This window comes from Thermotoga sp. KOL6 (genome assembly GCF_002866025.1).
Lineage (GTDB): Bacteria > Thermotogota > Thermotogae > Thermotogales > Thermotogaceae > Thermotoga.
Map to the genome: position 1 here is coordinate 517585 of NZ_LNDE01000001.1, position 21460 is coordinate 539044.

Annotated in this window: 36 protein-coding genes; 4 read left to right on the forward strand and 32 right to left on the reverse strand. The window is 42.6% G+C overall.

What is annotated here, in order from left to right; translation table 11 throughout:
* Window positions 1-11 precede the first annotated feature (11 nt).
* From rpsM to AS005_RS02830, 32 genes are all read right to left on the reverse strand, one after another.
* Window positions 12-386, reverse strand: a complete 375-nt coding sequence (gene rpsM / locus AS005_RS02675; protein ID WP_101510135.1) for a 30S ribosomal protein S13 — start codon at window positions 384-386, stop codon at window positions 12-14.
* A gap of 15 nt (window positions 387-401) precedes the next feature.
* Window positions 402-518 (reverse strand): 50S ribosomal protein L36, encoded by a 117-nt coding sequence (gene rpmJ, locus AS005_RS02680; RefSeq protein WP_101510136.1) that lies wholly within the window; start codon window positions 516-518, stop codon window positions 402-404.
* An 18-nt stretch (window positions 519-536) separates the two neighbouring features.
* On the reverse strand, window positions 537-761 hold the full coding sequence (gene infA / locus AS005_RS02685) for a translation initiation factor IF-1 (RefSeq protein ID WP_101510137.1): 225 nt from the start codon (window positions 759-761) through the stop codon (window positions 537-539).
* 1 nt (window position 762) lies between these two features.
* Window positions 763-1515, reverse strand: a complete 753-nt coding sequence (map, locus tag AS005_RS02690) for a type I methionyl aminopeptidase (RefSeq protein WP_101510138.1) — start codon at window positions 1513-1515, stop codon at window positions 763-765.
* Window positions 1512-2174: an adenylate kinase gene (locus tag AS005_RS02695; protein WP_101510139.1), complete on the reverse strand. Its 663-nt coding sequence runs from the start codon at window positions 2172-2174 to the stop codon at window positions 1512-1514. The genes map and AS005_RS02695 overlap by 4 nt, the downstream gene beginning before the upstream one ends.
* Window positions 2171-3466, reverse strand: coding sequence for a preprotein translocase subunit SecY (gene secY / locus AS005_RS02700; protein ID WP_101510140.1), 1296 nt, complete (start codon window positions 3464-3466; stop codon window positions 2171-2173). The genes AS005_RS02695 and secY overlap by 4 nt, the downstream gene beginning before the upstream one ends.
* A gap of 1 nt (window position 3467) precedes the next feature.
* Window positions 3468-3911, reverse strand: coding sequence for a 50S ribosomal protein L15 (gene rplO / locus AS005_RS02705; RefSeq protein ID WP_101510141.1), 444 nt, complete (start codon window positions 3909-3911; stop codon window positions 3468-3470).
* Window positions 3908-4111, reverse strand: a complete 204-nt coding sequence (gene rpmD / locus AS005_RS02710; protein WP_101510142.1) for a 50S ribosomal protein L30 — start codon at window positions 4109-4111, stop codon at window positions 3908-3910. Before rpmD ends, rplO begins: the two co-directional genes overlap by 4 nt.
* Window positions 4104-4622 (reverse strand): 30S ribosomal protein S5, encoded by a 519-nt coding sequence (rpsE, locus tag AS005_RS02715; RefSeq protein ID WP_199203840.1) that lies wholly within the window; start codon window positions 4620-4622, stop codon window positions 4104-4106. Before rpsE ends, rpmD begins: the two co-directional genes overlap by 8 nt.
* A 32-nt stretch (window positions 4623-4654) precedes the next feature.
* Complete coding sequence (gene rplR, locus AS005_RS02720) at window positions 4655-5023, reverse strand: 50S ribosomal protein L18 (RefSeq protein ID WP_101510144.1); 369 nt, start codon at window positions 5021-5023, stop codon at window positions 4655-4657.
* Between the two features lie 14 nt (window positions 5024-5037).
* A complete protein-coding gene (gene rplF, locus AS005_RS02725) occupies window positions 5038-5592 on the reverse strand; it encodes a 50S ribosomal protein L6 (protein WP_101510145.1) in 555 nt (184 codons plus the stop codon).
* A 13-nt stretch (window positions 5593-5605) separates the two neighbouring features.
* On the reverse strand, window positions 5606-6010 hold the full coding sequence (gene rpsH, locus AS005_RS02730) for a 30S ribosomal protein S8 (protein ID WP_101510146.1): 405 nt from the start codon (window positions 6008-6010) through the stop codon (window positions 5606-5608).
* Between the two features lie 15 nt (window positions 6011-6025).
* Window positions 6026-6211, reverse strand: a complete 186-nt coding sequence (locus AS005_RS02735; protein WP_008195018.1) for a type Z 30S ribosomal protein S14 — start codon at window positions 6209-6211, stop codon at window positions 6026-6028.
* A gap of 14 nt (window positions 6212-6225) precedes the next feature.
* Entirely contained in the window at window positions 6226-6780 is a 555-nt protein-coding gene (gene rplE / locus AS005_RS02740) for a 50S ribosomal protein L5 (RefSeq protein WP_101510147.1), read from the reverse strand.
* Window positions 6781-6793: 13 nt separating this feature from the next.
* Window positions 6794-7117, reverse strand: a complete 324-nt coding sequence (gene rplX / locus AS005_RS02745; RefSeq protein ID WP_199203816.1) for a 50S ribosomal protein L24 — start codon at window positions 7115-7117, stop codon at window positions 6794-6796.
* A 6-nt stretch (window positions 7118-7123) separates the two neighbouring features.
* Window positions 7124-7492 carry a 50S ribosomal protein L14 gene (gene rplN / locus AS005_RS02750; RefSeq protein WP_101510149.1) on the reverse strand — a complete coding sequence of 123 codons (369 nt, stop codon included), beginning with the start codon at window positions 7490-7492 and terminating at the stop codon, window positions 7124-7126.
* Window positions 7489-7815, reverse strand: a complete 327-nt coding sequence (gene rpsQ / locus AS005_RS02755) for a 30S ribosomal protein S17 (RefSeq protein WP_101510150.1) — start codon at window positions 7813-7815, stop codon at window positions 7489-7491. The genes rplN and rpsQ overlap by 4 nt, the downstream gene beginning before the upstream one ends.
* A 4-nt stretch (window positions 7816-7819) precedes the next feature.
* A complete protein-coding gene (gene rpmC, locus AS005_RS02760; protein ID WP_015919494.1) occupies window positions 7820-8020 on the reverse strand; it encodes a 50S ribosomal protein L29 in 201 nt (66 codons plus the stop codon).
* The gene (rplP, locus tag AS005_RS02765) at window positions 8017-8445 is read right to left on the reverse strand and encodes a 50S ribosomal protein L16 (RefSeq protein WP_101510151.1); all 429 of its coding nucleotides are present in this window, start codon (window positions 8443-8445) and stop codon (window positions 8017-8019) included. The genes rpmC and rplP overlap by 4 nt, the downstream gene beginning before the upstream one ends.
* Window positions 8446-8459: 14 nt before the next feature.
* A complete protein-coding gene (gene rpsC, locus AS005_RS02770) occupies window positions 8460-9089 on the reverse strand; it encodes a 30S ribosomal protein S3 (RefSeq protein WP_101510152.1) in 630 nt (209 codons plus the stop codon).
* Between the two features lie 9 nt (window positions 9090-9098).
* Window positions 9099-9578: a 50S ribosomal protein L22 gene (gene rplV / locus AS005_RS02775; RefSeq protein ID WP_233186210.1), complete on the reverse strand. Its 480-nt coding sequence runs from the start codon at window positions 9576-9578 to the stop codon at window positions 9099-9101.
* Between the two features lie 11 nt (window positions 9579-9589).
* Window positions 9590-9877, reverse strand: coding sequence for a 30S ribosomal protein S19 (gene rpsS / locus AS005_RS02780; protein ID WP_101510154.1), 288 nt, complete (start codon window positions 9875-9877; stop codon window positions 9590-9592).
* A gap of 13 nt (window positions 9878-9890) precedes the next feature.
* Window positions 9891-10721, reverse strand: a complete 831-nt coding sequence (rplB, locus tag AS005_RS02785; RefSeq protein ID WP_101510430.1) for a 50S ribosomal protein L2 — start codon at window positions 10719-10721, stop codon at window positions 9891-9893.
* 13 nt (window positions 10722-10734) lie between these two features.
* Window positions 10735-11037, reverse strand: a complete 303-nt coding sequence (rplW, locus tag AS005_RS02790; RefSeq protein ID WP_101510155.1) for a 50S ribosomal protein L23 — start codon at window positions 11035-11037, stop codon at window positions 10735-10737.
* The gene (gene rplD, locus AS005_RS02795; RefSeq protein ID WP_101510156.1) at window positions 11009-11716 is read right to left on the reverse strand and encodes a 50S ribosomal protein L4; all 708 of its coding nucleotides are present in this window, start codon (window positions 11714-11716) and stop codon (window positions 11009-11011) included. Before rplD ends, rplW begins: the two co-directional genes overlap by 29 nt.
* A 19-nt stretch (window positions 11717-11735) precedes the next feature.
* On the reverse strand, window positions 11736-12359 hold the full coding sequence (gene rplC, locus AS005_RS02800; protein WP_101510157.1) for a 50S ribosomal protein L3: 624 nt from the start codon (window positions 12357-12359) through the stop codon (window positions 11736-11738).
* A gap of 18 nt (window positions 12360-12377) precedes the next feature.
* Window positions 12378-12686: a 30S ribosomal protein S10 gene (gene rpsJ / locus AS005_RS02805; protein ID WP_101510158.1), complete on the reverse strand. Its 309-nt coding sequence runs from the start codon at window positions 12684-12686 to the stop codon at window positions 12378-12380.
* Between the two features lie 50 nt (window positions 12687-12736).
* Window positions 12737-13939, reverse strand: a complete 1203-nt coding sequence (tuf, locus tag AS005_RS02810; protein WP_101510159.1) for an elongation factor Tu — start codon at window positions 13937-13939, stop codon at window positions 12737-12739.
* 11 nt (window positions 13940-13950) lie between these two features.
* Complete coding sequence (fusA, locus tag AS005_RS02815) at window positions 13951-16038, reverse strand: elongation factor G (protein WP_101510160.1); 2088 nt, start codon at window positions 16036-16038, stop codon at window positions 13951-13953.
* A gap of 6 nt (window positions 16039-16044) precedes the next feature.
* Entirely contained in the window at window positions 16045-16512 is a 468-nt protein-coding gene (gene rpsG, locus AS005_RS02820; protein ID WP_101510161.1) for a 30S ribosomal protein S7, read from the reverse strand.
* A gap of 11 nt (window positions 16513-16523) precedes the next feature.
* Complete coding sequence (gene rpsL, locus AS005_RS02825; RefSeq protein ID WP_101510162.1) at window positions 16524-16907, reverse strand: 30S ribosomal protein S12; 384 nt, start codon at window positions 16905-16907, stop codon at window positions 16524-16526.
* Window positions 16908-17029: 122 nt separating this feature from the next.
* Window positions 17030-17452, reverse strand: coding sequence for a DUF1893 domain-containing protein (locus AS005_RS02830; RefSeq protein ID WP_101510163.1), 423 nt, complete (start codon window positions 17450-17452; stop codon window positions 17030-17032).
* Between the two features lie 81 nt (window positions 17453-17533).
* On the opposite strand from AS005_RS02830, the gene AS005_RS02835 reads away from it, so the two are divergent.
* The 4 genes from AS005_RS02835 to AS005_RS02850 are packed head-to-tail and all read left to right on the forward strand — an operon-like array spanning window position 17534 to window position 21459.
* Complete coding sequence (locus AS005_RS02835; protein ID WP_233186211.1) at window positions 17534-18484, forward strand: PhoH family protein; 951 nt, start codon at window positions 17534-17536, stop codon at window positions 18482-18484.
* Window positions 18481-19857 carry an HD family phosphohydrolase gene (locus tag AS005_RS02840; RefSeq protein WP_101510165.1) on the forward strand — a complete coding sequence of 459 codons (1377 nt, stop codon included), beginning with the start codon at window positions 18481-18483 and terminating at the stop codon, window positions 19855-19857. Before AS005_RS02835 ends, AS005_RS02840 begins: the two co-directional genes overlap by 4 nt.
* Window positions 19838-20284 (forward strand): rRNA maturation RNase YbeY, encoded by a 447-nt coding sequence (gene ybeY / locus AS005_RS02845; RefSeq protein WP_101510166.1) that lies wholly within the window; start codon window positions 19838-19840, stop codon window positions 20282-20284. The genes AS005_RS02840 and ybeY overlap by 20 nt, the downstream gene beginning before the upstream one ends.
* The gene (locus AS005_RS02850) at window positions 20239-21459 is read left to right on the forward strand and encodes a DUF1015 domain-containing protein (RefSeq protein WP_101510167.1); all 1221 of its coding nucleotides are present in this window, start codon (window positions 20239-20241) and stop codon (window positions 21457-21459) included. Before ybeY ends, AS005_RS02850 begins: the two co-directional genes overlap by 46 nt.
* Window position 21460 lies beyond the last annotated feature (1 nt).

The window sequence follows — 21460 nt, forward strand, 5'->3', positions numbered from 1 at the left end:
TCCCTCCTTCGTCAAGACTTCTTCTTGGTCTTTATTCTACTCGGTCTCGGTCCTTTCCTAGTTCTAGCATTGGAACGAGTTTTTTGCCCCCTAACGGGAAGCCCGAGTTTGTGTCTTATTCCCCGATAACAACCTATTTCTATGAGTCTTCTGATGTTTCTTTCGACTTCGCTTCTCAATTCACCTTCAACTTTGAAATGATCTTGGATGTACTTGGTAATCTTGCTTATCTCTTCGTCAGTGAGCTCTCCAACTTTTTTATCTGGGTTTATTCCCGTGTTTTTCAGAATCTCAAGAGATCTGCTTCTTCCGATTCCGTAAATATAAGTCAACGCAACCCAGACTTTTTTGTTGTTGGGAAGCTCGACACCTACGATACGAGCCATTCATTTCCCTCCTTCTCAACCTTGCTTCTGATTGTGTTTAGGGTTGACCTTGCAAACAATATACACTCTTTTCTTCCTTCTAATCACTTTGCAATGTTCACACCTTTTTTTCACAGAAGCTCTCACTTTCATATTTTTTCACTCCTTTCGTTACTCTGGTTTCTTTCTATAAACGATTCGTCCTCGTGTAAGATCGTAAACAGACAACTCAACGATGACACGATCGCCAGGTACCAATCTTATGAAATGTTTTCTCATTTTTCCGGAAACATGTGCCAAAACCTTGTGACCATTGTCTAATTCTACTCTAAACATGGCGTTTGGTAAAGCCTCTATGATAGTTCCCTCCATTCTAATAACATCGTCTTTCCCCATTTCATCCCTCCTCGGTCAGTATAACCGCTCCATCTTCTGCTATCAAGATGGTATGTTCGAAATGAGCACATCTCGAACCATCTATTGTCACCGCCGTCCATCCATCATCTTTCACAACAACTCTCCAATCTCCTTCACTCACCATCGGTTCTATGGCCAAAGTCATTCCCTTCCGCAAGACTATTCCCGTTCCTGGTGTACCATAGTTTGGTACTTGGGGTTCTTCATGGAGTTCTCTTCCTATTCCATGACCAACGTAATCTCTGATCACATCGAAACCAGCAGATTCAACAAACTCTTGAATACAGTACGATAAATCCCCAAGTCTGATACCTGGTTTCACAGTTTCTATGGCCTTTTCAAGAGCTTTTTTCGTAACTTCCACCAGCTTTTGGCCTCTTTCGTCGGTTTCACCAACCACATAAGTAACCGCTGCATCCCCATAGAAACCTTGGTATACCGCTCCGGTGTCTATCGATACGATATCTCCCTCTTTGAAAATTTTTTCCTTCAAGGGTAAACCATGGACCACTTCCTCGTTGACGGAAACACATGTTGCATACCCGTAACCATTGTAACCTTTGAAAGCTGGTTTTACACCCAATCTCTTGAAAACGTCCAATACTAATCTTTCCACATCCCATGCACTCTTTCCCGGGACAACCACTTTCTTGGCTTCTTTCAAAGCAATCGCTACAGCCCTCCCAGCACGCTTCATTTTCTCGATCTCCGAAGGAGTCTTAATTCTTATCATTTACCACTCCACCTTATTATTTCGAGAACTTTTGACACTACGTTATCGATCCCTATGGTACCATCTACCCTTTTGAGCAACCCTTTGTTCTCATAGTATTCTATCACTGGCTCTGTTTTTTCGAGGTAAACTTTGTATCTGTGTCTGACAGTTTCCTCTTTATCATCGTCTCTTTGAATGAGCTTGACTTTACAATCGTCACACAACTCATCTTCTTTTGGCGGGAGAGAGAGCAAATTGTAAATCCTTCCACATTTCGGACATATTCTTCTCGATGTAAGCCTTTGGACAACCACCTCTTCTGGTACTTCAAAGAGAATAGCAGCAGTGATCTTCTTTTCTTGAGAGTCCAGAAAATCTTCCAGAAACTGTGCTTGAGCTACAGTTCTGGGATAGCCATCAAGAATGAATCCTTTCTCACAATCCTTTTCTGAGAGCCTTCTCTTAACCACCTCGTTAACCAACTCGTCAGGTACAAGTTCCCCTCTCTCCATAATTTCTTTTATTTTCTTTCCAAGCTCATCGTTCTCCTTCTTCACAATCTCCCTGAAGATGTCCCCGGTTGATATATGGGGAATGCCAGTAATCTCCTGAATTCTCTTTGCATAAGTTCCTTTTCCTGCGCCCGGAGGTCCTAAAAAGACCAAGTAAGCCATCATCTTCTCCCCCTTATTCTACCCTTCTTGATAAAACCTTCGTAATGTCTCATAACCATATGCGTTTCCATTTGCTGGATGATGTCGAGGGCAACACCAACCGCAATCAAGGCAGACGTTCCGCCTATCCATACATTCACCTTTATAGCTCCCTGAACAAGATACGGCAAAAGAGCTATTATAACTAAGAACACGGCTCCTATGAAGGTAACTCTGTTCAAAACCCTGTGGAGATACTGTTCGGTGGGTCTTCCAGGCCTCAAACCAGGAATGTATCCTCCGTATTTTTGTATATTCCCAGAAATTTCCTTTGGATCGAAAATCACAACACTGTAGAAATACGTAAAGAAGAAGACAAGAAGACCGTAAATGAGAAGATAGAGGAAACTCCCTGCTCTGAAAAGATTTTTCAAAGTCTCGTTGTTAGTCATAGAAGCTATCGCTGAAGGAATGGAAACAATAGCACTTGCGAAAATAATAGGAATCACACCACCTTGATTGACCTTTATCGGAAGATAGGTACTAGCTCCCCCATAGACTCTCCTTCCAGAAACTCTTCTGGCGTATTGAATAGTAATCCTTCTCTCGGCTTGTTGAACGAGTATGATCCCGAACACAGTAATGAGGGCTATTGCTATCAGGAATATCCACTCGATTATGTTAAGTCCTCCAAGGTAAGCTCTCCTGACGTAACTCGGATATCTCGCCACTATCCCAGCAAAAATCAAGACGGAGATCCCGTTTCCTATACCCTTCTCTGTAATCCTTTCACCAAGCCAAAGTAGGAACATCGTACCTGCGAGCATGGATATGGTAGAGAGTATAGTGAATTGAAGCGGTGTAACACCGAGCGCCACCATGTCTGGATTCGATCTTGCCAAAGAAAAAGAAATGAAAAAAGCTTGGAAACCACCTATCAAAAGAGTGAGACGTCTTGTGTACATTGCAAACTTCTTTCTTCCTTCTTCACCTTCTCTGAGCATTTCTTTCAAAGAAGGCATAACAGAGGCGAGAAGTTGCAAAATAATGGACGCTGTGATGTAAGGAGTAACACTCATGGTAAAAACAGAGAAACGACTCAGAGCACCTCCAGTGAAAACATCGTAAAAACTCAAAATACCTGCAACACCGGCCGTCTCAGCTATTTTTTTGAAAATTTCCCCCCATGCTTCCAAATTCAAACCAGGAACGGGGATATAGATCCCCATCCTGAAAACGATCAACGCAAGAAAGGTAAAGATGATCCTACTCCTCAACTCCGGAATTTTAAAAGCATTTCTCAAAGCTTGCCACATTTTATATCACCTCAGCCTTACCACCGGCACTTTCTATCTTCTCTATAGCGCTTTTGCTGAAAGCGTGTGCCTTAACGATCAGTGGCTTGGTTATTTCTCCATCGCCGAGAATTTTTATCCCATCCTTCACGTCTTTCACAATCTTTCTTTCGATGAGTTTTTCGGGAGTAACTTCTTCGTTTGCCTCAAACTTTTCCTCAAGAACTCCTACGTTCACCACAGCATAGACTTTCTTGTTTATATTCTTGAACCCCCTCTTTGGAAGCCTTCTTTGAAGAGGTGTCTGTCCACCTTCAAACCAGAGGTGAACTTTCCCCGTTCCTCTCGCTTTTTGGCCTTTATGCCCTTTTCCACTGGTCTTTCCATGGCCAGAACCCGGACCCCTTCCTACTCTTTTTCTCTTTTTCATCGCACCAGGAGTTGGTTTCAAATCTTCAAGTCTCATGCATCACTACCTCCTTCCTCGATTTCTTCCACTTCTAGAAGGTGCCTCACTTTTCTAATCATGCCTCTGATTTGAGGAGCATCATCTTTTATCACCACTTGATTAAGCTTCCTGAGTCCGAGCCTTTTTACTGTGTCTTTCTGATCCCATGAATAACCGATAGGACTTTTGACAAGTTTTATTCTCAATTTTTTAGGCATTATTCTCCCTCCTCGTTCCTTTGTACACTTCTTCAACTGTTATGTCTCTGAGCTTTGCAACTTTTTTCGGATCGAGGAGTTCTTTCAGACCATTCATCGTTGCCAAGGCAAGATTCAACGGATTGGTGGAGCCGAGTGCCTTGGTGAGAATGTTGTGTATTCCAGCGAGTTCCACAACCGCACGAACTGTTCCACCTGCGATGATACCGGTACCTGGAGCAGCCGGTTTCAAGAGAACTTTCGAGGCATCCTGTCTCCCTATGACTTCGTGTGGAATCGTACCGTTGATCACAGGAACTTCTATCACATTTCTCTTCGCTGCTGCAATAGCCTTCCTGATAGCTTCTGGAACTTCTCTGGCCTTTCCTATTCCCAAACCAACTTTACCATTCTTGTTTCCAACTATGGCAACTACCCTGAAACTGAGATTCTTTCCACCTTTCGTAACTTTGGAGGTTCTTCTGATCTCTATTATCTTTTCTTCGAACTCTTCGTATTGAATTTCCTTCATCACTCCCTGTGTTTCCACAGTACCACCCTCCTTTAAAATTCAAGTCCGGCTTCTCTAGCACCATCCGCCAAGGCTTTGACTCTTCCGTGGTACTTGTAACCTCCTCGATCGAAAACAACTTTTTTAATTCCCTTTTCTAGAGCCCTTTTTCCGATAAGAAGTCCTACTTCTTTTGCAGCTTCAACGTTCCAGGTTTTCTGAAGTTTCTCTCTCAGCTCAGGATCCAGTGTAGAAGCAGAAACGAGAGTGTGGCCTACGGTATCATCTATAATCTGGGCGTATATATGCTTATTGCTTCTGAACACACAGAGCCTTGGTCTTTCGGGCGTACCGAAAACTTTCTTTCTTACTCTTCTGTGCCTTCTGAGTCTCCTTACATTCTTCGACTCCTTCTTTATCATACAACAAACCCCCTTTATGCTTTCTTGCCTTCTTTCTGCCTCACCATTTCACCAACGTATCTTATACCCTTACCGGTGTACACATTAGGCGGCCTGAACGCCCTTATCTCGGCTGCCACTTGACCTACTCTTTGCTTATCGATACCAGAAACAACTATTCTGTTCGGTGCAGGCACTTCTATTCTCACATCACTTGGAATTTGGTAAACGACGGGGTGAGCGTATCCTAAATTCATCACAACGGTATTACCTTGTAATTGAGCCCTGTAGCCTATTCCCACTATCTCGAGTTCCTTTTTGTAACCTTCCGTAACACCTATTATCATATTTCTGATTAGTGACCAGTAGGTCCCTTGAAACATCCTTATCTTGCGCCAATCAGACTTCCTTCTGACCATTTCTTCATTGGGTTTCACCCAAACTTTTTCGTCTTCAACTACAACCTTCACGTAAGGAAGGAAATCCTGACTGAGTTCTCCTTTGGGCCCTTTGACTTTAACAATATTGTTCTGTACTTCAACCGATACACCCTGAGGTATATCTATAGGCTTCTTTGCGAGTCGGGACATTCATGACACCTCCTCACCAAACGTATGCAATTACTTCTCCACCGACTCCAAGCTGACGTGCTTCTTTGTCCGTGAGAACTCCCTTTGAAGTGGTCAATATGGCTATTCCTAAACCATTTTTCACTTTAGGAATATTGTCCTTATCGACGTAAACCCTTCTACCTGCATGAGAGACTCTGACTATTCCATGAATAACTCTTTCCCTATTTTTTCTCCCACCTTTGTATTTAAGATAAATCCTCAATATCCCCTGCTTCCCGTCTTCGATGTATTTGTAGTCAGCAATGAATCCTTCCCTCTTCAAAATCTCACAAATTTTCTTCTTAAGATTGGAGGCAGGTACATCCGTGTATTCTTTGAAAACCATATTGGCATTCCTGATTCTTGTTAGCATATCGGCAATTGGATCACTCCACACAGTAACATCCCTCCCTTACCAGCTTGCCTTCCGGACACCGGGGAGCTTCCCTTCCAAGGCGAGCTTCCTAAAACAAACTCTACAGAGTCCGAATTCTCGATAAACTGCTCTAGGACGTCCACAAATGTGGCACCTTGTATATTCGCGAACCTTATACTTTTTCGGTTTTTTCCATCTCTCTATCATTGCTTTTTTAGCCATTCATCTCACCTCCATTATCCTCTTTTAAAAGGCATCCCAAACAACTCAAGGAGTCTTTTGGCTTCTTGATCCGTTTTCGCCGTTGTGACTATAGTTATATCCATACCCTGTATTCTCCTGACTTCATCGGGGCTCAATTCAGGGAAGACCAATTGTTCAGACAGACCAAAAGAATAATTTCCTCTTCCGTCAAAAGAGTTTGGATCGAGACCCCTGAAGTCTCTCACTTTTGGCAGAACGATGTTTATAAGTTTGTAAAGGAAGTTGTACATCCTCGCTCCTCTGAGCGTGACCTTGACGCCGATTGGCATCCCCTTTCTTATCTTGAAGTTGGAAATACTTTTCCTCGCTCTTGTAATAACTGGCTTCTGCCCGGTTATTTTTGCGAGTTCATTCGCATGTTTCTCAATAAGATCGTAATTTCTTGCACCTTCACCAATTCCCATGTTCACAACTATCTTGACCAGTTTCGGAACTTGATGAATATTTTTGTAGTTGAACTCTTTCATAAGAGTAGGCACGATTTCTTTTTCATACTGTTCCTTCAGAGGAACGTATTCATATCTCATACCGATTCCTCCCTCAGTCCTTGTCAATGATCTCACCACACTTCTTACAGTATCTTACTTTCTTTCCATCATCAGTGAATTTATGACCAACTCTTGTTCTCTTGTCACAGGCTGGACACACAACCATAACCTTGGAAGCGTAAATGGGCGCTTCTCTTTCTATAATCCCTCCCTCACGCAGTTGAGGGATAGGTCTTTGGTGCTTCCTGACCATATTCACGCCTTCAACTATCACCTTATTCTCCTTAGGAAGTACTCTGAGAACTCTTCCTCTCTTTCCTTTGTCCTTGCCAGAAATTACCTCAACCAAGTCTCCCTTTTTTATCCTCATCTCCATATCACCTCACCAAACCTCGGGTGCGAGGGATACGATTTTCATAAATCCTTTTTCGCGAAGCTCCCTCGCAACTGGTCCAAAGATTCTAGTCCCTCTAGGAGCATTGAACTTGTCAATGAGAACAGCCGCGTTGTCATCGAATCTAATATATGTTCCATCTTTTCTCCTGATTTCCTTTTTCGTTCTCACTATAACGGCCCTAACTACATCTCCTTTTTTCACATCAGAATTTGGAATAGCTTCTCTAACAGAACACACAACAACATCCCCAACTGTTCCGTATTTCTTATGGAAACCTCCCAAGACCCTTATGACCCTGAGCTTCTTTGCTCCGGAATTATCGGCCACATTTAGATAGGTTTCCTGCTGTATCATGATTCAGCCCCTCCTTTTTCCTCAACCACTTCTTTCAACTCATCCTGGATCTCTTCTTTCTCTTTCATTACTCTTTCTGGTTCAAAGCGTTTTATGATCCTAACAACTCTCCACCTTTTGGTTTTGCTCAAAGGTCTGGTCTCCTCTATCTCAACGACATCTCCTATCCTACATTCGTTTCTCTCATCGTGGGCATGATATTTCTTTGTCCTCTTTATATATTTTTTGTAAAGCGGGTGCTGAACTAATCTTTCCACAGCGACAACGACTGTTTTGTCCATTTTGTCACTTACAACTATTCCCGTCATTCGTTTCCTGGGCATGAGTTCACCTCCTTATGCCTAGTTCCCTCTCTCTGAGAATGGTTTTGATCCTTGCTATATCTCTCTTTGTAAGCTTGATAAGGGATGTGTTTTTCAACTGTCCCATAGCGAGTTGGAATCTCAATTCCATGAGTTGCCTTTTTTTCTCCTCGAGTAAATTCCTCAATTCCTCATCAGTGTAATTCCTGAGTTCAGAAGCCTTCATACTGCCTCACCCCCAATATGGTGGCGGGGAACTACTTTCGTTGCTATTGGAAGTTTACTTGCAGCATATCTTAAAGCCTCATAGGCTGTTTCTTCATCGACTCCTGCTATTTCAAAGAGTATTTTCCCCGGTTTCACAACGGCAACCCATCCTTCGACATTACCTTTTCCCTTACCCATTCTCGACTCCGCTGGTTTCTTCGTATAAGGTTTGTCCGGAAAGATTCTTATCCAAATCTTACCTGCTCTTTTCATTACCCTCATCATCGCTATTCTACAAGCTTCTATTTGTTGAGCAGTTATCCACGCAGGTTCGAGAGCTTTGAGACCCCATTCTCCAAATTGAACTAGAGTTCCTCCTTTAGCTTTCCCTTTCATCCTTCCTCTCTGTTGTTTTCTATATTTAACTCTTCGCGGCATCAACATGGCGATTACCTCCTTTAAACATCAGCGTCTCCTTTGTAGATCCACACCTTAACCCCGATAGTTCCGTACTTGGTCCACGCAGTGGCTGTTCCATAGTCTATAATCGCCTTTATTTTCTGAAGCGGGAGTCTTCCCCTGAGATACCATTCTCTTCTGGCAATCTCTGCTCCTCCCAATCTTCCAGCAACCATCACCTTTATTCCTTGTGCTCCTTTGCGCATGGCGTTCGTGATGGCTCTTTTCATCGCAACCTTGTAAGAAGCTCTCTTTTCGATACGGGATGCTATAGATTCTGCAACAAGTTGTGCATCGAGTTCGGGCGTTTTTATCTCTTCAATATTTATTATCATTCTTCTATTGAACTTCCGTTCAAGCTCTTCCCTCAAAGTAGTAATCTCTGCACCTTTCCTTCCTATGATGATTCCTGGCCTTGCTGTTTTTACTGTGATGTTCACCCTTTCAGCATCTGGTCTTTCTATGTAGATCTCACTGATTCCAGCATGGTAGTATCTGTTTTTTATAATCTTTCTGATTTCTTCATCTTCCAAAAGCCACTCTTTGTAGTTCTTTTCATTGAACCATTTTGCTTGCCAATCAGCACTCAATCCCAATCTGAATCCTCGAGGATGTACTTTCTGTCCCACTTTATCACCTCACTCCTCAGATGATATTTTCCTTTCAAGTTCCTCCAGGGCTTTTTTATAATCCTCCTCCTTGCTGCGATCCCTTACAACAACAGTTATATGTGACATCCTCTTCAAAATGATATCTGCTCTTCCTCTTCCCCTAGGCCATATTCTCCTCAATCTTGGTCCATCGTTTACATAACACTCAGCAACGTAGAGATTATCCACATCTAATCCAAAATTGTTCTCAGCATTTGCAACAGCCGATCTCAAAACCTTCTCAATGATTCTAGCTGCTTTCTTTGGGGAGAAGGCGAGTATTTGGAAAGCTTCCTCAACAGATTTTCCTCTTATTGTGTTCGCCACTGCCCTAGCTTTCCTAGGAGAGATGCGGACGTACTTCGCTACGGCTTTGGCTTCTATCTTCGGTAAGGATGACAAGAGTTCTTTTCTTTTTCTATGGAAAAGTGAGCGCTTCAACCCGTTTCTTGGAATTTGAAGTTTCATCGTTTCCCTCCTCACTTCTTCAATTCGCCTTTTTTAGCTTTTTTATCGGCATGTCCACCAAATCTCCTGGTAGGCGCAAACTCTCCTAGTCTGTGTCCTATCATATTCTCTGTTATATAAACGGGTATATGTTTCATACCATTGTATACCGCTATCGTATGTCCTACCATTTCAGGTATTATCATGGATGCTCTGCTCCACGTTTTTATTATTTTCTTTTCTCCTGTTTCGTTGAGTTTCCTGATCTTCTCTAGAAGTTTCCTATCTACATAGGGGCCCTTTTTCTTGGAACGACCCACTCACTTCACCCCCTTACACTTCGTTTCTTCTTCTGACAATAAATTTGTCAGAAGGTCTCTTTCCGCGTCTCGTTTTGTATCCTTTCGTTGGCAATCCCCAAGGACTTGTTGGATGATGCCCTTTTCCTCTACCTTCACCACCACCATGTGGATGATCCACAGGGTTCATCGCAACTCCTCTAACATGCGGTCTTCTTCCCAACCATCTTACTCTTCCAGCTTTTCCGTGCACCTCGTTTTTGTGATCTTCGTTACCTACCACACCAATTGTTGCATAACATTTAACATGTATCTTTCTCAACTCTCCTGAAGGCATTCTGAGCAGAGCATAATTACCTTCTTTTGCCATTATTTGGCAAAAGGTACCAGCGGCTCTGGCAATTTGTCCGCCTTTACCAGGAGTGAATTCAACATTGTGCACCAGGGTCCCCACAGGTATTTTTTCCAGCGGCAAGGCGTTTCCAGGCCTTATTTCCGCATCCGGGCCACTCATGAGAGTGTCCCCAACATTTACGCCCTTCGGTGCGAGTATGTATCTCTTTTCTCCATCAGAGTACAGCAAAAGAGCGATCCTAGCGGATCTATTAGGATCGTATTCAATAGCCAGCACCTTGGCAGGTATTCCTGCCTTGTCGTATCTCTTGAAATCTATGATCCTGTATCTTCTTTTGTGTCCGCCACCTCTATGTCTCACAGTTACCCTACCATGATGATTTCTTCCACCAGTCTTTTTGAGAGGAGCGAGCAATGATTTTTCCGGTTCCGTCTTGGTGATATCGGCAAAGTCGGAAATTACCATGAAACGTCTCCCTGGGGTAACCGGTTTAAATCTTTTGAGTCCCATGACTTCACCCCTTTCAATGTTCACCTTCCAGCTCTTTGATTGTATAACCTTCTTTGAGAGTAACTATTGCTTTCTTCCAGCTCCTAGTTTTTCCTTCGAATATTCCTCTCCTCTTTGGTTTTGGTTTCATGTTAAGCACGTTTACCTTCTCTACTTTAACATTAAAGAGCTTTTCCACAGCCTCTTTTATTAGATTCTTGTTTGCAAGAGGGTTAACCTCGAAGATGTACTTTCTTTGTTCACGGAGTGTCAAAGCTTTTTCCGTGATTATAGGCCTGACTAGAACATCATGCAGTGAGAGCTTTTCTTGCTTCATTTCCGAGCACCTCCTCTATTTTGGAAACTGTATCCTTGGTGAGAACTAGATAATCGTATTTGAGCATATCAAAAACGTTGAGTCCATCTATTCTTATTGCTTTCTCGCCGTTCTTGTTATTGTTCGGATTATCTGCGATTATCACTTTCACATTGGGAAGATTACGACCAGAGAGTTTTACATTTTCATAGCCTTCTCTTTTCCATGGAAGAACAATGAGAGCTTTCTTGTCAGCAAGATTTAGACTTTGAAGGACTTCTTTCAAAGATTTTGTCTTCGGTCTTTCAAATTGTAAATCCTCCAGAACCAACAGCTTGTTCTCTCTGAATTTGACAGACAAAGCGGATCTTAGGGCTAACTTTTTCATTTTCTTGTTGAGTTTCTTGCTCCAATCCCTCGGTTTTGGCCCATGAGCCACTCCACCGTGCCTCCAAATAGGAGATCTTATTGAACCATGTCTAGCTCTCCCTGTATGTTTTTGCGGCCAAGGTTTTCTGCCTCCACCAGAGACCTCACCTCTTGTTTTTGTTGAAGCAGTTCCTGCTCTTCTGTTGGAAAGTTGCATATCTACATATCTCCACATCACATCATAGTTGGGATCGATGTTGAAAACATAATCACTTATCTCGAGGGTCCCAATTTTTTCCCCTTTCACATTGAAAAGATCCACCTGAGCCATTTTTTATCCTCCTCCACTGTTACTTTTTCGGGGCTTTGGCACTCCTGATCAAAACCAACCCGCCCCTCGCTCCAGGGACTCCACCCTTGATCGCTATGAGGTCGTTTTCAGGATCGATATCTACAATTTGAAGATTTCTAACTGTTATTCTTTCATTCCCATATCTTCCTGGCATCTTTTTACCTTTGAATATCCTCGCAGGTTCAGTGTGTTGACCAACAGAACCGAGCTCTCTGTGAAATTTAGATCCATGACTCTTTGGTCCACCACTGAACCCCCATCTCTTCATCGCGCCAGCGAATCCTCTTCCCTTAGACCAACCAGTGACATCGACATACTCACCCTTTTCGAAAACATCAACTTTTATTACCTGTCCTGGTTCGTACTCGTCAGGGTTGTCAACACGAAACTCTTTGAGCACTCTCATCGGTTCAACACCAAATTTCTTGAAGTGTCCTGCAAGGGGTCTGTTTACCTTCTTTGCTTTCTCAAATCCGAGTTGGACAGCGTTGTAACCGTCTTTATCGACAGTTTTCTTTTGGACCACAACGCACGGACCAGCTTTTATGACCGTGACAGGAATCGCCTCATTTCCAACAAAAACTCTCGTCATACCGATTTTCCTTCCTATGATCATCTTCATCAGAGACACCTCCGAGGATTACAGTTTGATCTCAACGTCGACACCTGCTGGGAGGTTTATTCTCATCAAAGCGTCAATGGTTTTTGGCGACGGATCTATTATGTCTATGAGTCTCTTATGGACTCTCTTCTCAAAATGTTCTCTGGAGTCCTTATGCTTCATAGGAGATCGTAAAACACAGTAAAGAGTCCTCTCTGTTGGTAAAGGAATCGGACCAGACACTTTAGAATTAGTTGATTTGGCAACTTCTACAATCTTTTTTGCAGATTCATCGAGGAGTTCGTGATCATAAGCTTTGAGTTTTATTCTTATCTTCTGTCTAGGCATATTCTAAGCACCCTCCCTCTTCTCTTAGGAAGGAGGGGGAAAACTCCCCCTCACTCAATAACTTCTGTAACAACTCCAGCTCCAACCGTTCTTCCGCCTTCTCTTATAGCAAATCTCTGTCCCTTCTCGATGGCGACAGGATAGATGAGTTCTATTTCCATCTCAACGTGATCTCCCGGCATGACCATTTCAACGCCTTCTGGAAGACCGACTATCTCTCCGGTAACGTCTGCTGTTCTTATGTAGAATTGAGGTTTGTAACCCTTGGTGAATGGTGTGTGTCTTCCGCCTTCTTCTTTTTTCAATACGTAGACTTCTGCCTTAAATCTCTTATGAGGCTTGATGCTTCCAGGAGCTGCAAGAACCTGACCTCTTTCAACTTCATCCTTGTCGATTCCCCTGAGCAAGCATCCAACGTTATCTCCAGCAATACCTTCATCGAGCTCTTTTCTGAACATCTCAACACTGGTAACAACTGTTTTGGTTATTTCGTAACTGAGACCTATGATTTCCACTTCGTCACCAGGTCTAATTCTTCCTCTTTCTATTCTTCCGGTGACAACCGTTCCCCTTCCTGTGATAGAAAAGACGTCTTCAATAGGCATGAGGAATGGTTTATCAACTTCTCTCTGAGGATCGGGAATGTAGTTATCCATGGCATCAAGCAATTCCTGAATCGGTTTGTATGCTTCATGATTCGGATCATCAGGTGCTTCAAGGGCTTTTAAAGCAGAACCTTTTATGACAGGTACCTCGTCACCAGGATATTCGTACTGGCTGAGAAGATCTCTTACTTCCATTTCAACAAGTTCGATGAGTTCAGGATCATCTACCATATCGGTTTTGTTGATGAAAACGATCATGTAAGGAACCTCAACTTGTCTGGCGAGAAGGACGTGCTCCCTAGTCTGAGGCATTGGTCCATCAGTTGCTGCCACAACGAGAATAGCTCCATCCATCTGAGCGGCACCTGTGATCATGTTCTTGATGTAGTCAGCATGACCAGGACAATCGATGTGAGCGTAGTGCCTCTTTTCCGTTTCGTACTCAACATGAGTGATGTTGATGGTGATTCCTCTTGCCTTTTCCTCAGGAGCCTTATCGATCTGATCGTACGGAACGTACTGAGCGAGCCCTTTGAGAGAAAGATACTTCGTGATAGCAGCCGTGAGCGTTGATTTTCCGTGGTCGATGTGACCTATCGTTCCAACATTAACGTGGGGCTTTGTTCTTACAAATTTTTCCTTTGCCATGTTCTCCCTCCTTAAACAACTTTAATGATCTTCTCGGCAATTTTCTCCGGTACTTCTTGATAGTGTGAAAATTGCATGATGTAACTTGCTCTTCCTTGACTCAACGATCTCAGAGTCGTAGCGTAGCCAAATGTCTCGGAGAGAGGCACTTTCGCAACAATAACCTTCAAGTGACCTCTTGTCTCCAGAGACTCTACTTTTGCTCTCCTCGAATTGAGATCAGATATTATGTTACCCATATACTCCTCCGGAGTAGTGATTTCCAATTTCATAATAGGTTCTAGAAGAACGGGTTGGGCCTTTTTCATGGCTTCTTTGAAAGCCATAGAAGCTGCTATTTTGAACGCCATTTCTGAAGAGTCAACCTCATGGTACGATCCGTCAAGTACTATCGCTCTTATCCTAACGACTGGATAACCCGCAAGAAGGCCCGACATCATCGCTTCTTTGATACCTGCTTCAATGGCGGGCATGTATTCTTTTGGAATGACTCCTCCAACTGTTTTGTCGATAAACTCGAAGTTCTTACCTTCCTCCTCTGGTATGGGCTCGATTCTGAGAATGACGTGTCCGTACTGTCCTCTTCCACCTGTTTGTCTGATGTATTTTCCTTCCGCTTCGGCCGGTTTCTTAATAGTCTCTCTGTACGCAACCTGAGGTTGTCCTACCCTTACATTTACACCAAATTCTCTTTTCAACCTATCAACGATTATTTCAAGATGTAGTTCTCCCATTCCAGAAATGATCGTTTCTCCTGTCTCCTTGTCCACTTTCACCTGAAGCGTGGGATCTTCTTCAGAGAGTGCAAGTAATGCTTTCACGAGTTTCTCCTCGTCTGCTCTCGTAGCTGGTTCTATAGCAAGAGATATAACCGGTTCTGGGAAATCTATCTTCTCAAGAACAACAGGTTCCTTTTCATCACAAAGAGTGTCTCCTGTCTGAGAAACTTTCAATCCCACCCCAGCAGCTATATCGCCAGGCCTAACATAATCAACTTCCTCTCTTTTATCCGCATGCATGAAAACTATTCTTGAAATTCTTTCCCTGACACCTTTTGTCGAATTGTAAACATAACTGCCCTTATCAAGCTTTCCAGAATAAACCCTAAAATACACAAGCTTTCCTATGTAAGGATCCACTTGAACTTTGAAAACGAGAGCGGTAAATGGTTCGTTTTCGTCAGGTTTCCTGTAAACAACTTCTCCATCGGAAATTCTCCATCCTTTAACCGGCGGAAGATCGAGAGGAGAAGGTAAGTAATCTATGATCGCATCTAAAAGCGGTTGAATACCTTTATTGATCTTTGCAGCACCACATAAAACTGGAACGGCTTTGTTTTCTATCGTGGCTTTTCTCAAAACCTTCTTTATCTCCTCCTCGGTAATTTCTTCGCCTTCAAGATACTTTTCAAGGATGGTTTCATCGAGTTCAGCTATCTTCTCGAGCATCTCTTCCCTTCTCAGCTCTGCCTCTTCTTTCAACTCTTCTGGTATATCCCGTTCTTCGTAAACAGAACCGTCCTCACTGATCCAATAAATGGCCTTCATTTTTATGAGATCTATAACTCCCTGAAAGTCTTTTTCGTTTCCTATTGGCATTTGGACAGGTATAGGGTTAGCTCGAAGTTTTGTAACAAGTGTCTCAACAGCCATGTAGAAGTCTGCTCCCACCTTGTCCATTTTGTTCATGAAAGCTATTCTAGGAACGTTGTACTTGTCAGCCTGCCTCCATACAGTCTCCGACTGCGGTTCGACTCCTGCTGTAGCATCAAAAACTGCCACTGCACCATCGAGGACGCGAAGTGCCCTCTCAACTTCAGCAGTAAAGTCAACGTGCCCGGGTGTATCAATTATGTTGATTCGATAACCTTTCCAAAAGCATGTTGTAGCAGCAGACTGTATTGTAATGCCTCTTTCCTTCTCTTGAGGCATCCAATCTGTGGTTGTATTTCCTTCGTCGACATCTCCTATGTAATGCTTTCTTCCCGTATAATACAGTATTCTCTCAGTCGTTGTAGTCTTTCCAGCATCAATGTGTGCCATTATACCAATATTTCTAAGCTTCTCCAGGTCGACATACTTCGCTTCCACACTCTGCATACTTTCTCACCACCTATAATGTGCAAAAGCTCTGTTTGCTTCCGCCATCCTGTGGGTGTCTTCTTTTTTCTTGATAGCTGCACCCGTGTTGTTGTAAGCTGCCATGATTTCATCAGCCAATTTTTCCTTCATCGGACGACCTTTTTTAGCCCTCGCGGCTTCCACAATCCATCTAATAGCGAGTGACGTCCTTCTGGGTTCCTGCACTTCTATGGGAACCTGATAAGTAGCACCTCCGACCCTTCTGGGTCTAACCTCAAGAACCGGCTTCACATTCTCTACAGCTTGTTTAAAAACCTCAAGAGGATCTTTTTTCATTTTTTCTTTGATGATATCAAAGGCACCATAGACAATTTTCTGAGCAATCGTCTTCTTCCCATCCCACATCACTTTGTTTATCAATTTCGCAACCAAGACATCCCCGTAAACCGGATCAGGAGGTACTTGTCTTACCTCGGCTCTTCTTCTACGCACTCACAGTCACCTCACTTCTTTTGGTCCTTTGGTTTCTTTGCACCGTATTTACTTCTGGATTGTCTCCTTCCTTCAACTCCAGCAGCATCTAGAGCTCCCCTAATGATTTTGTATCTAACACCCGGAAGGTCTTTAACCCTTCCTCCTCTGACAAGAACGACGGAATGTTCCTGAAGATTGTGTCCCTCTCCAGGAATGTAAGCTGTGACCTCTATTCCATTAGAAAGTCTTACTCTCGCTATTTTCCTGAGAGCCGAATTTGGCTTCTTTGGCGTCATGGTAGAAACTTTTATACAGACACCCCTTTTCTGAGGATTCCCTTGCAGTGCAGGAGCTTTGGATTTCTTCTTCTTCGGTTTTCTACCGTACCTGATCAGTTGATTAATAGTCGGCATCTCCATCCTCCCTTCCTCGTGTTCACATCAAGCCAGAACTTTATTCTACTCTCCAAATGAAGGATTGTCAACCGGTGTAAACAACCTCTGTTCAATTTATCATAAGTAGTTTAAGAGCCGGTTTAAGAAAAGGTGAATTTTGAGAGAACTATTTTTATGGCCTTTTCAGGATCATTCACATTCAACAACAATTTCTCAAATGGGCACAAATCTTTTCCGTCTTTGGACATTACGTAAGGGATCACTTTTTCATAGGTGAAGGGAATCCTCTGTTCTTTTAACAATTCGAAGGCGGGTTCACTTATGATCCGCGCGTGAACATGCGAAGGTTGCATTTTCAGTAGAAAGAAAGCAGCTGCTTTCCCAAGAAGCTTATCGATCACCGTACAACCTGATAAATCTCCAATCATTTTATACACTTTTATAATTGGTTTCAAGCCACTCTCTGAACTCTCGAAGAGAATATCACTCTCTCTGAACACCAACAAACTCAGTCCTTTTTCATCGAAGATTTTGAGCAGGTTTTTTAAAACGTCGTTCTTCAATTTTCATCCTCTCCTTGTTGTAGTATAATTTCCTTGAAATAGAGTATAACAGAATGGTTTGGAGGTGGAAGTACGAGTACTGTGAAAAAAGTCAGAATACCCCAAGATGTGGCCGTTTTGGAAATATTTGGACAGTACGACAAGCGTGCGAAGTATCTCAAGAAGATGTTCAACGTAGAGCTGTCCGTTCGGGACAGCGAAATTCTCATAATAGGGAATAACGCTGAAAACGTAGATGCAGCGCACCGTGTACTAGATGAGATCATAACTATCACAAGAGATGGCCATCTTTTAGATTGGACCGAGTTTGAATACCTGGTAGAAAAAGTGTCGAACTCTGAAAGTGTGAAAGAAGTTTTCTCAAAAAACAACGGTGGTCCTATTCTTGGTAGGAAAATAAAACCGAAAACTTTAGGACAGAAAAGGTACATTGAGGCGATTGAAAGAAACGATGTAATCTTTGTCATAGGACCAGCTGGCACAGGGAAAACTTATCTGGCAGTGGCCGTAGCTCTGGATTATCTGAAGTTAGGAAAAGTAAACAGGATCATTCTGACGAGACCAGCCGTTGAAGCCGGCGAAAAGCTTGGGTTTTTGCCAGGAGATTTGGCTGAAAAAGTGGAACCCTATCTCAGACCACTCTATGATGCCATCATTGATATCACTTCTCCAGACAAATTCAATAGCTATCGCGAAAGAGGAATCATAGAGATAGTTCCTCTTGCTTACATGAGAGGCAGAACGCTGAACAACTCTTTTATCATACTGGACGAAGCACAGAACACCACTTATCAACAAATGAAGATGTTTCTAACAAGACTCGGTTTCAACTCCAAAGCGATAGTAACTGGTGATATAACTCAGGTCGATATAGAAAAAGAAAGATCGGGTCTTATAGAGTGCCAGAAAATCCTAAAAGGAATACCGGGAATAGAGTTCGTATATTTGGATGAAAGCGATGTTGTGAGGCATCCTCTTGTGAAAAAAATAATCAAGGCATACGAAGAGTACGAAAGGTCGAGAAAGTCATGAAGGGTCGAAAGCGCATTTTAACAACTCTAATAACACTTACACTCACACTTTTGATATCACGTATTCGGATAGGATTCCGACCTCTGAGCTTTGCCTACGAAGTCGTTGTAATCTTCGTAATATGGTTTTCTCTAGTGGAAATGAGTGTCAAACATTTCAGAAAATATTCCTTAAGTGATGTCTTCTTCTACACACACCTGTCGTTGATCACACTTGGAGGAGCATTTATTGGATTGTCTTTACCGGAAATTGGCCCTTTCATGACACCTCTCTACGTACCTGTTGCGCTGATGAGTTTGTTGTTCAATTCTGAAATCGCTCTAACGAGTGGTTTGTTACTTTCCGCTATTGCCATGTATAGATGGCACATGGATGTAATGCTCACACTTCCTTTCTTTTTAACGGCCTTTATAGCCTCAAGAACTCTCTCGAGAGCAGACAGAAGACTCGATGTTTTGAAATCCTCTGTTTTGACTTCTCTGGTGCTTTTTGGAACGCATTTGTTCATGAAATTGGGAATGAAAATAGAGTACACCGACTACGATCTCGTGGCTGCTGTCCTCAACCCAATTTTCTCTGGGATTTTGGTACTGGGAATTCTTCCCTACGTTGAATACACAAGTCGCCTCTACTCCAATCTCGGACTCATCGAGTTCGGAAATTTAAACCACCCGCTGCTTAAGATGCTTGCCATGAAATCACCGGGTACTTATTATCACAGTGTCATAGTGGCAAATTTAGCGGAAGCGGCCGCAGAGAAGATAGGAGCAAACCCAATTTTAGCTAGAATAGGAGCTTATTACCACGACATAGGGAAGATGAAGAGACCTCATTTTTTCACAGAAAACATCAGAGATGGCAAAAATCCTCACGAAGAGATAACCCCTTCGTTGAGTCATCTCATTCTCAATGAACACGTTAAATATGGAGTGGAGCTGGCACGAAAATATCGCTTACCTCTTCTCGTAGAGTTCATAATACCACAACATCATGGGACAAGATCCCAGAAATACTTTTATTACAAAGCTAAGCAGAAATTCGAAGACATTGCTGAGGAGGAATTCAGATATCCAGGACCAAAACCGCAGTTCAAAGAAGCCGCTATCATAATGCTTGCCGATTCCGTGGAGGCAGCTTCGCGAAGCTTGAAAAATCCATCTGTATCCCAAATAAAAGAATGTGTGGAAGATGTCATATCGTCCATTTTCTTTGAAAGGCAACTCGATGAATCGGGAATCACTTTGAGCGAGTTAGAAAAAATCTCAGATGCGTTTCTTCAAGTTCTCGTTAATATTTTCAGTTCCAGAATAGAATATCCGGAAGAAGGAAAGAAACAAAAGGTGGTAAGGATAAATGATCAAAATTCTAGGTGAAGGGAAAGAGCTTTTAGAGAGAGTGAAAGAAAAACTTGAGGAGATAGCAAAGGAAGAGATAGGGGAAGTAAACGTGAACGTGGTTTTCGTAAATAAAAATGAAATAAGGAAAATGAACAAAGAGTTCCGTAATCAGGATTATCCAACCGATGTTCTTACTTTTCCTCTATTTGATGAAGATGTTTACGGGGAGATTTACGTATGCCTCGATGTGGTCAAAGAAAACGCCATCGAATACAATGTCCCTTTCGAAAGAGAATTGATAGAAGTGGTTGTACATGGGTTGTTACACCTTGCAGGATACGATCACGAATTTGAAGATAAAAATTCGAAAGAGATGTTCGAGAAACAGAAGAAATACACGGAGGAGGTTTGGAAGGAATGGAAATCAAACCCTTCAGAGGATTCAGGCCGAGGAAAGATGTAGCCAAAGATTTCGTTGCTAAACCTTACGACGTGATTTCTTTTCTTGAAGCCAAAGAGACTATCAGGAACAATCCGATTAGTTTCCTCAGAGTAACTCGCATTGAAGCAGAAATACACGAAATAGAAATGGATCCCACTCCTGAAGACATGGAAAAGGCCAGGAAAAATTTGGAAGACTTTATAGAAAAAGGAATCCTTGTACAAGAGGAAAAAGAAGCTTTTTACATCTACCGCCAGAAAATGGGGGATCATGTCCAGACGGGTCTGGTTGCTCTCTTTCCTGTGGAAGAGTATAAAAAAGGTCGAATTAAGAGACATGAACTCACCCGCAAAAAGAAGGAAGAAGAAAGAGTGCAACATATTTTAAGAACGAAAGCGCATACAGGCCAGGTTTTCTTGTTTTACAGATCCTTGAACGATCTTGACGAGAAATTGAAAAGACTTTCGGAATCCTTAGAACCACTTTACAGAATAGTCGATGATCTCGATGTTGTCCATGAATTTTTTGTCGTTTTAGACGATGAAGAGATCAGGAAAATAAAAAAACTTTTCGATGAAATAGATGAGCTTTACATAGCAGATGGCCATCATAGAGCAGCGGCAGCCGTTAGAGTAAGTGACATTCTCGATGCAGAAATAGGAAAAGGGCCTCATAACTATTTCATGGCTACCGTTTTCCCTCACAATCAACTCAGGATTTTTGACTACAACAGAGTGGTTCGAACCCATTATAAACCCGCTGAACTTCTAGAGAAAGTAAAAGAAAAGTTTGAAGTTTACAGGTCTTACGTACTACCTGCAAGACCTTCAAAAGAACACGAAATCACTATGTATACAGGAGATAAAAAATGGTACACCTTGACACCGAAGAAAATACCAAAAGACACAGTTGAAAGTCTAGATGTGAACATCCTACAAAAAGAACTGCTCGAACCGGTTTTTGGAATATCCAATCCCCGCGAGGACGATAGAATAGACTTCATAGGGGGAATAAAAGGCCTTTGTGAACTCGAAAGAATCGTTGACAGAGGAGAGTTCGATGTAGCTTTCGCTCTCTACCCTGTGAACATAGAAACACTCATGAGAGTCTCAGACGAAGGGAAAACAATGCCCCCAAAATCTACCTGGTTTGAACCGAAACTTTTGAGTGGTCTGGTGGTGCATGTGTTCGGCTAAG

Bases quoted from the DNA above. Each gene is read 5' to 3' on its own strand.
- rplP (WP_101510151.1), bottom strand. From the start codon at position 8,445: ATGTTGATGCCGCGAAGAGTTAAATATAGAAAACAACAGAGAGGAAGG.
- rplR (WP_101510144.1), bottom strand. From the start codon at position 5,023: ATGATAAAGAAGGAGTCGAAGAATGTAAGGAGACTCAGAAGGCACAGA.
- rplN (WP_101510149.1), bottom strand. From the start codon at position 7,492: ATGATACAGCAGGAAACCTATCTAAATGTGGCCGATAATTCCGGAGCA.
- AS005_RS02695 (WP_101510139.1), bottom strand. From the start codon at position 2,174: ATGATGGCTTACTTGGTCTTTTTAGGACCTCCGGGCGCAGGAAAAGGA.
- rplF (WP_101510145.1), bottom strand. From the start codon at position 5,592: ATGTCCCGACTCGCAAAGAAGCCTATAGATATACCTCAGGGTGTATCG.
- rpsM (WP_101510135.1), bottom strand. From the start codon at position 386: ATGGCTCGTATCGTAGGTGTCGAGCTTCCCAACAACAAAAAAGTCTGG.
- infA (WP_101510137.1), bottom strand. From the start codon at position 761: ATGGGGAAAGACGATGTTATTAGAATGGAGGGAACTATCATAGAGGCT.
- rpmC (WP_015919494.1), bottom strand. From the start codon at position 8,020: ATGAAGGCTTCTGAACTCAGGAATTACACTGATGAGGAATTGAGGAAT.
- tuf (WP_101510159.1), bottom strand. From the start codon at position 13,939: ATGGCAAAGGAAAAATTTGTAAGAACAAAGCCCCACGTTAATGTTGGA.
- rpmJ (WP_101510136.1), bottom strand. From the start codon at position 518: ATGAAAGTGAGAGCTTCTGTGAAAAAAAGGTGTGAACATTGCAAAGTG.
- ybeY (WP_101510166.1), top strand. From the start codon at position 19,838: ATGATCAAAATTCTAGGTGAAGGGAAAGAGCTTTTAGAGAGAGTGAAA.
- rplW (WP_101510155.1), bottom strand. From the start codon at position 11,037: ATGAAGCAAGAAAAGCTCTCACTGCATGATGTTCTAGTCAGGCCTATA.
- AS005_RS02850 (WP_101510167.1), top strand. From the start codon at position 20,239: ATGGAAATCAAACCCTTCAGAGGATTCAGGCCGAGGAAAGATGTAGCC.
- AS005_RS02735 (WP_008195018.1), bottom strand. From the start codon at position 6,211: ATGGCTAAAAAAGCAATGATAGAGAGATGGAAAAAACCGAAAAAGTAT.
- rplB (WP_101510430.1), bottom strand. From the start codon at position 10,721: ATGGGACTCAAAAGATTTAAACCGGTTACCCCAGGGAGACGTTTCATG.
- map (WP_101510138.1), bottom strand. From the start codon at position 1,515: ATGATAAGAATTAAGACTCCTTCGGAGATCGAGAAAATGAAGCGTGCT.
- rplC (WP_101510157.1), bottom strand. From the start codon at position 12,359: ATGAAGATGATCATAGGAAGGAAAATCGGTATGACGAGAGTTTTTGTT.
- rpsQ (WP_101510150.1), bottom strand. From the start codon at position 7,815: ATGCCCAGGAAACGAATGACGGGAATAGTTGTAAGTGACAAAATGGAC.
- rpmD (WP_101510142.1), bottom strand. From the start codon at position 4,111: ATGCCTAAAAAATTGAGAATAAAACTTGTCAAAAGTCCTATCGGTTAT.
- rpsL (WP_101510162.1), bottom strand. From the start codon at position 16,907: ATGCCGACTATTAATCAACTGATCAGGTACGGTAGAAAACCGAAGAAG.
- secY (WP_101510140.1), bottom strand. From the start codon at position 3,466: ATGTGGCAAGCTTTGAGAAATGCTTTTAAAATTCCGGAGTTGAGGAGT.
- rplV (WP_233186210.1), bottom strand. From the start codon at position 9,578: ATGAAACTTCAAATTCCAAGAAACGGGTTGAAGCGCTCACTTTTCCAT.
- rpsE (WP_199203840.1), bottom strand. From the start codon at position 4,622: ATGAAGGAAATTCAATACGAAGAGTTCGAAGAAAAGATAATAGAGATC.
- fusA (WP_101510160.1), bottom strand. From the start codon at position 16,038: ATGCAGAGTGTGGAAGCGAAGTATGTCGACCTGGAGAAGCTTAGAAAT.
- AS005_RS02840 (WP_101510165.1), top strand. From the start codon at position 18,481: ATGAAGGGTCGAAAGCGCATTTTAACAACTCTAATAACACTTACACTC.
- rplO (WP_101510141.1), bottom strand. From the start codon at position 3,911: ATGAGACTTGAAGATTTGAAACCAACTCCTGGTGCGATGAAAAAGAGA.
- rplE (WP_101510147.1), bottom strand. From the start codon at position 6,780: ATGAGATATGAATACGTTCCTCTGAAGGAACAGTATGAAAAAGAAATC.
- rplD (WP_101510156.1), bottom strand. From the start codon at position 11,716: ATGGCTCAGGTGGATCTTTTCAATGTGAAAGGGGAAAAAATTGGGACC.
- rpsJ (WP_101510158.1), bottom strand. From the start codon at position 12,686: ATGCCTAGACAGAAGATAAGAATAAAACTCAAAGCTTATGATCACGAA.
- rplX (WP_199203816.1), bottom strand. From the start codon at position 7,117: ATGGAGATGAGGATAAAAAAGGGAGACTTGGTTGAGGTAATTTCTGGC.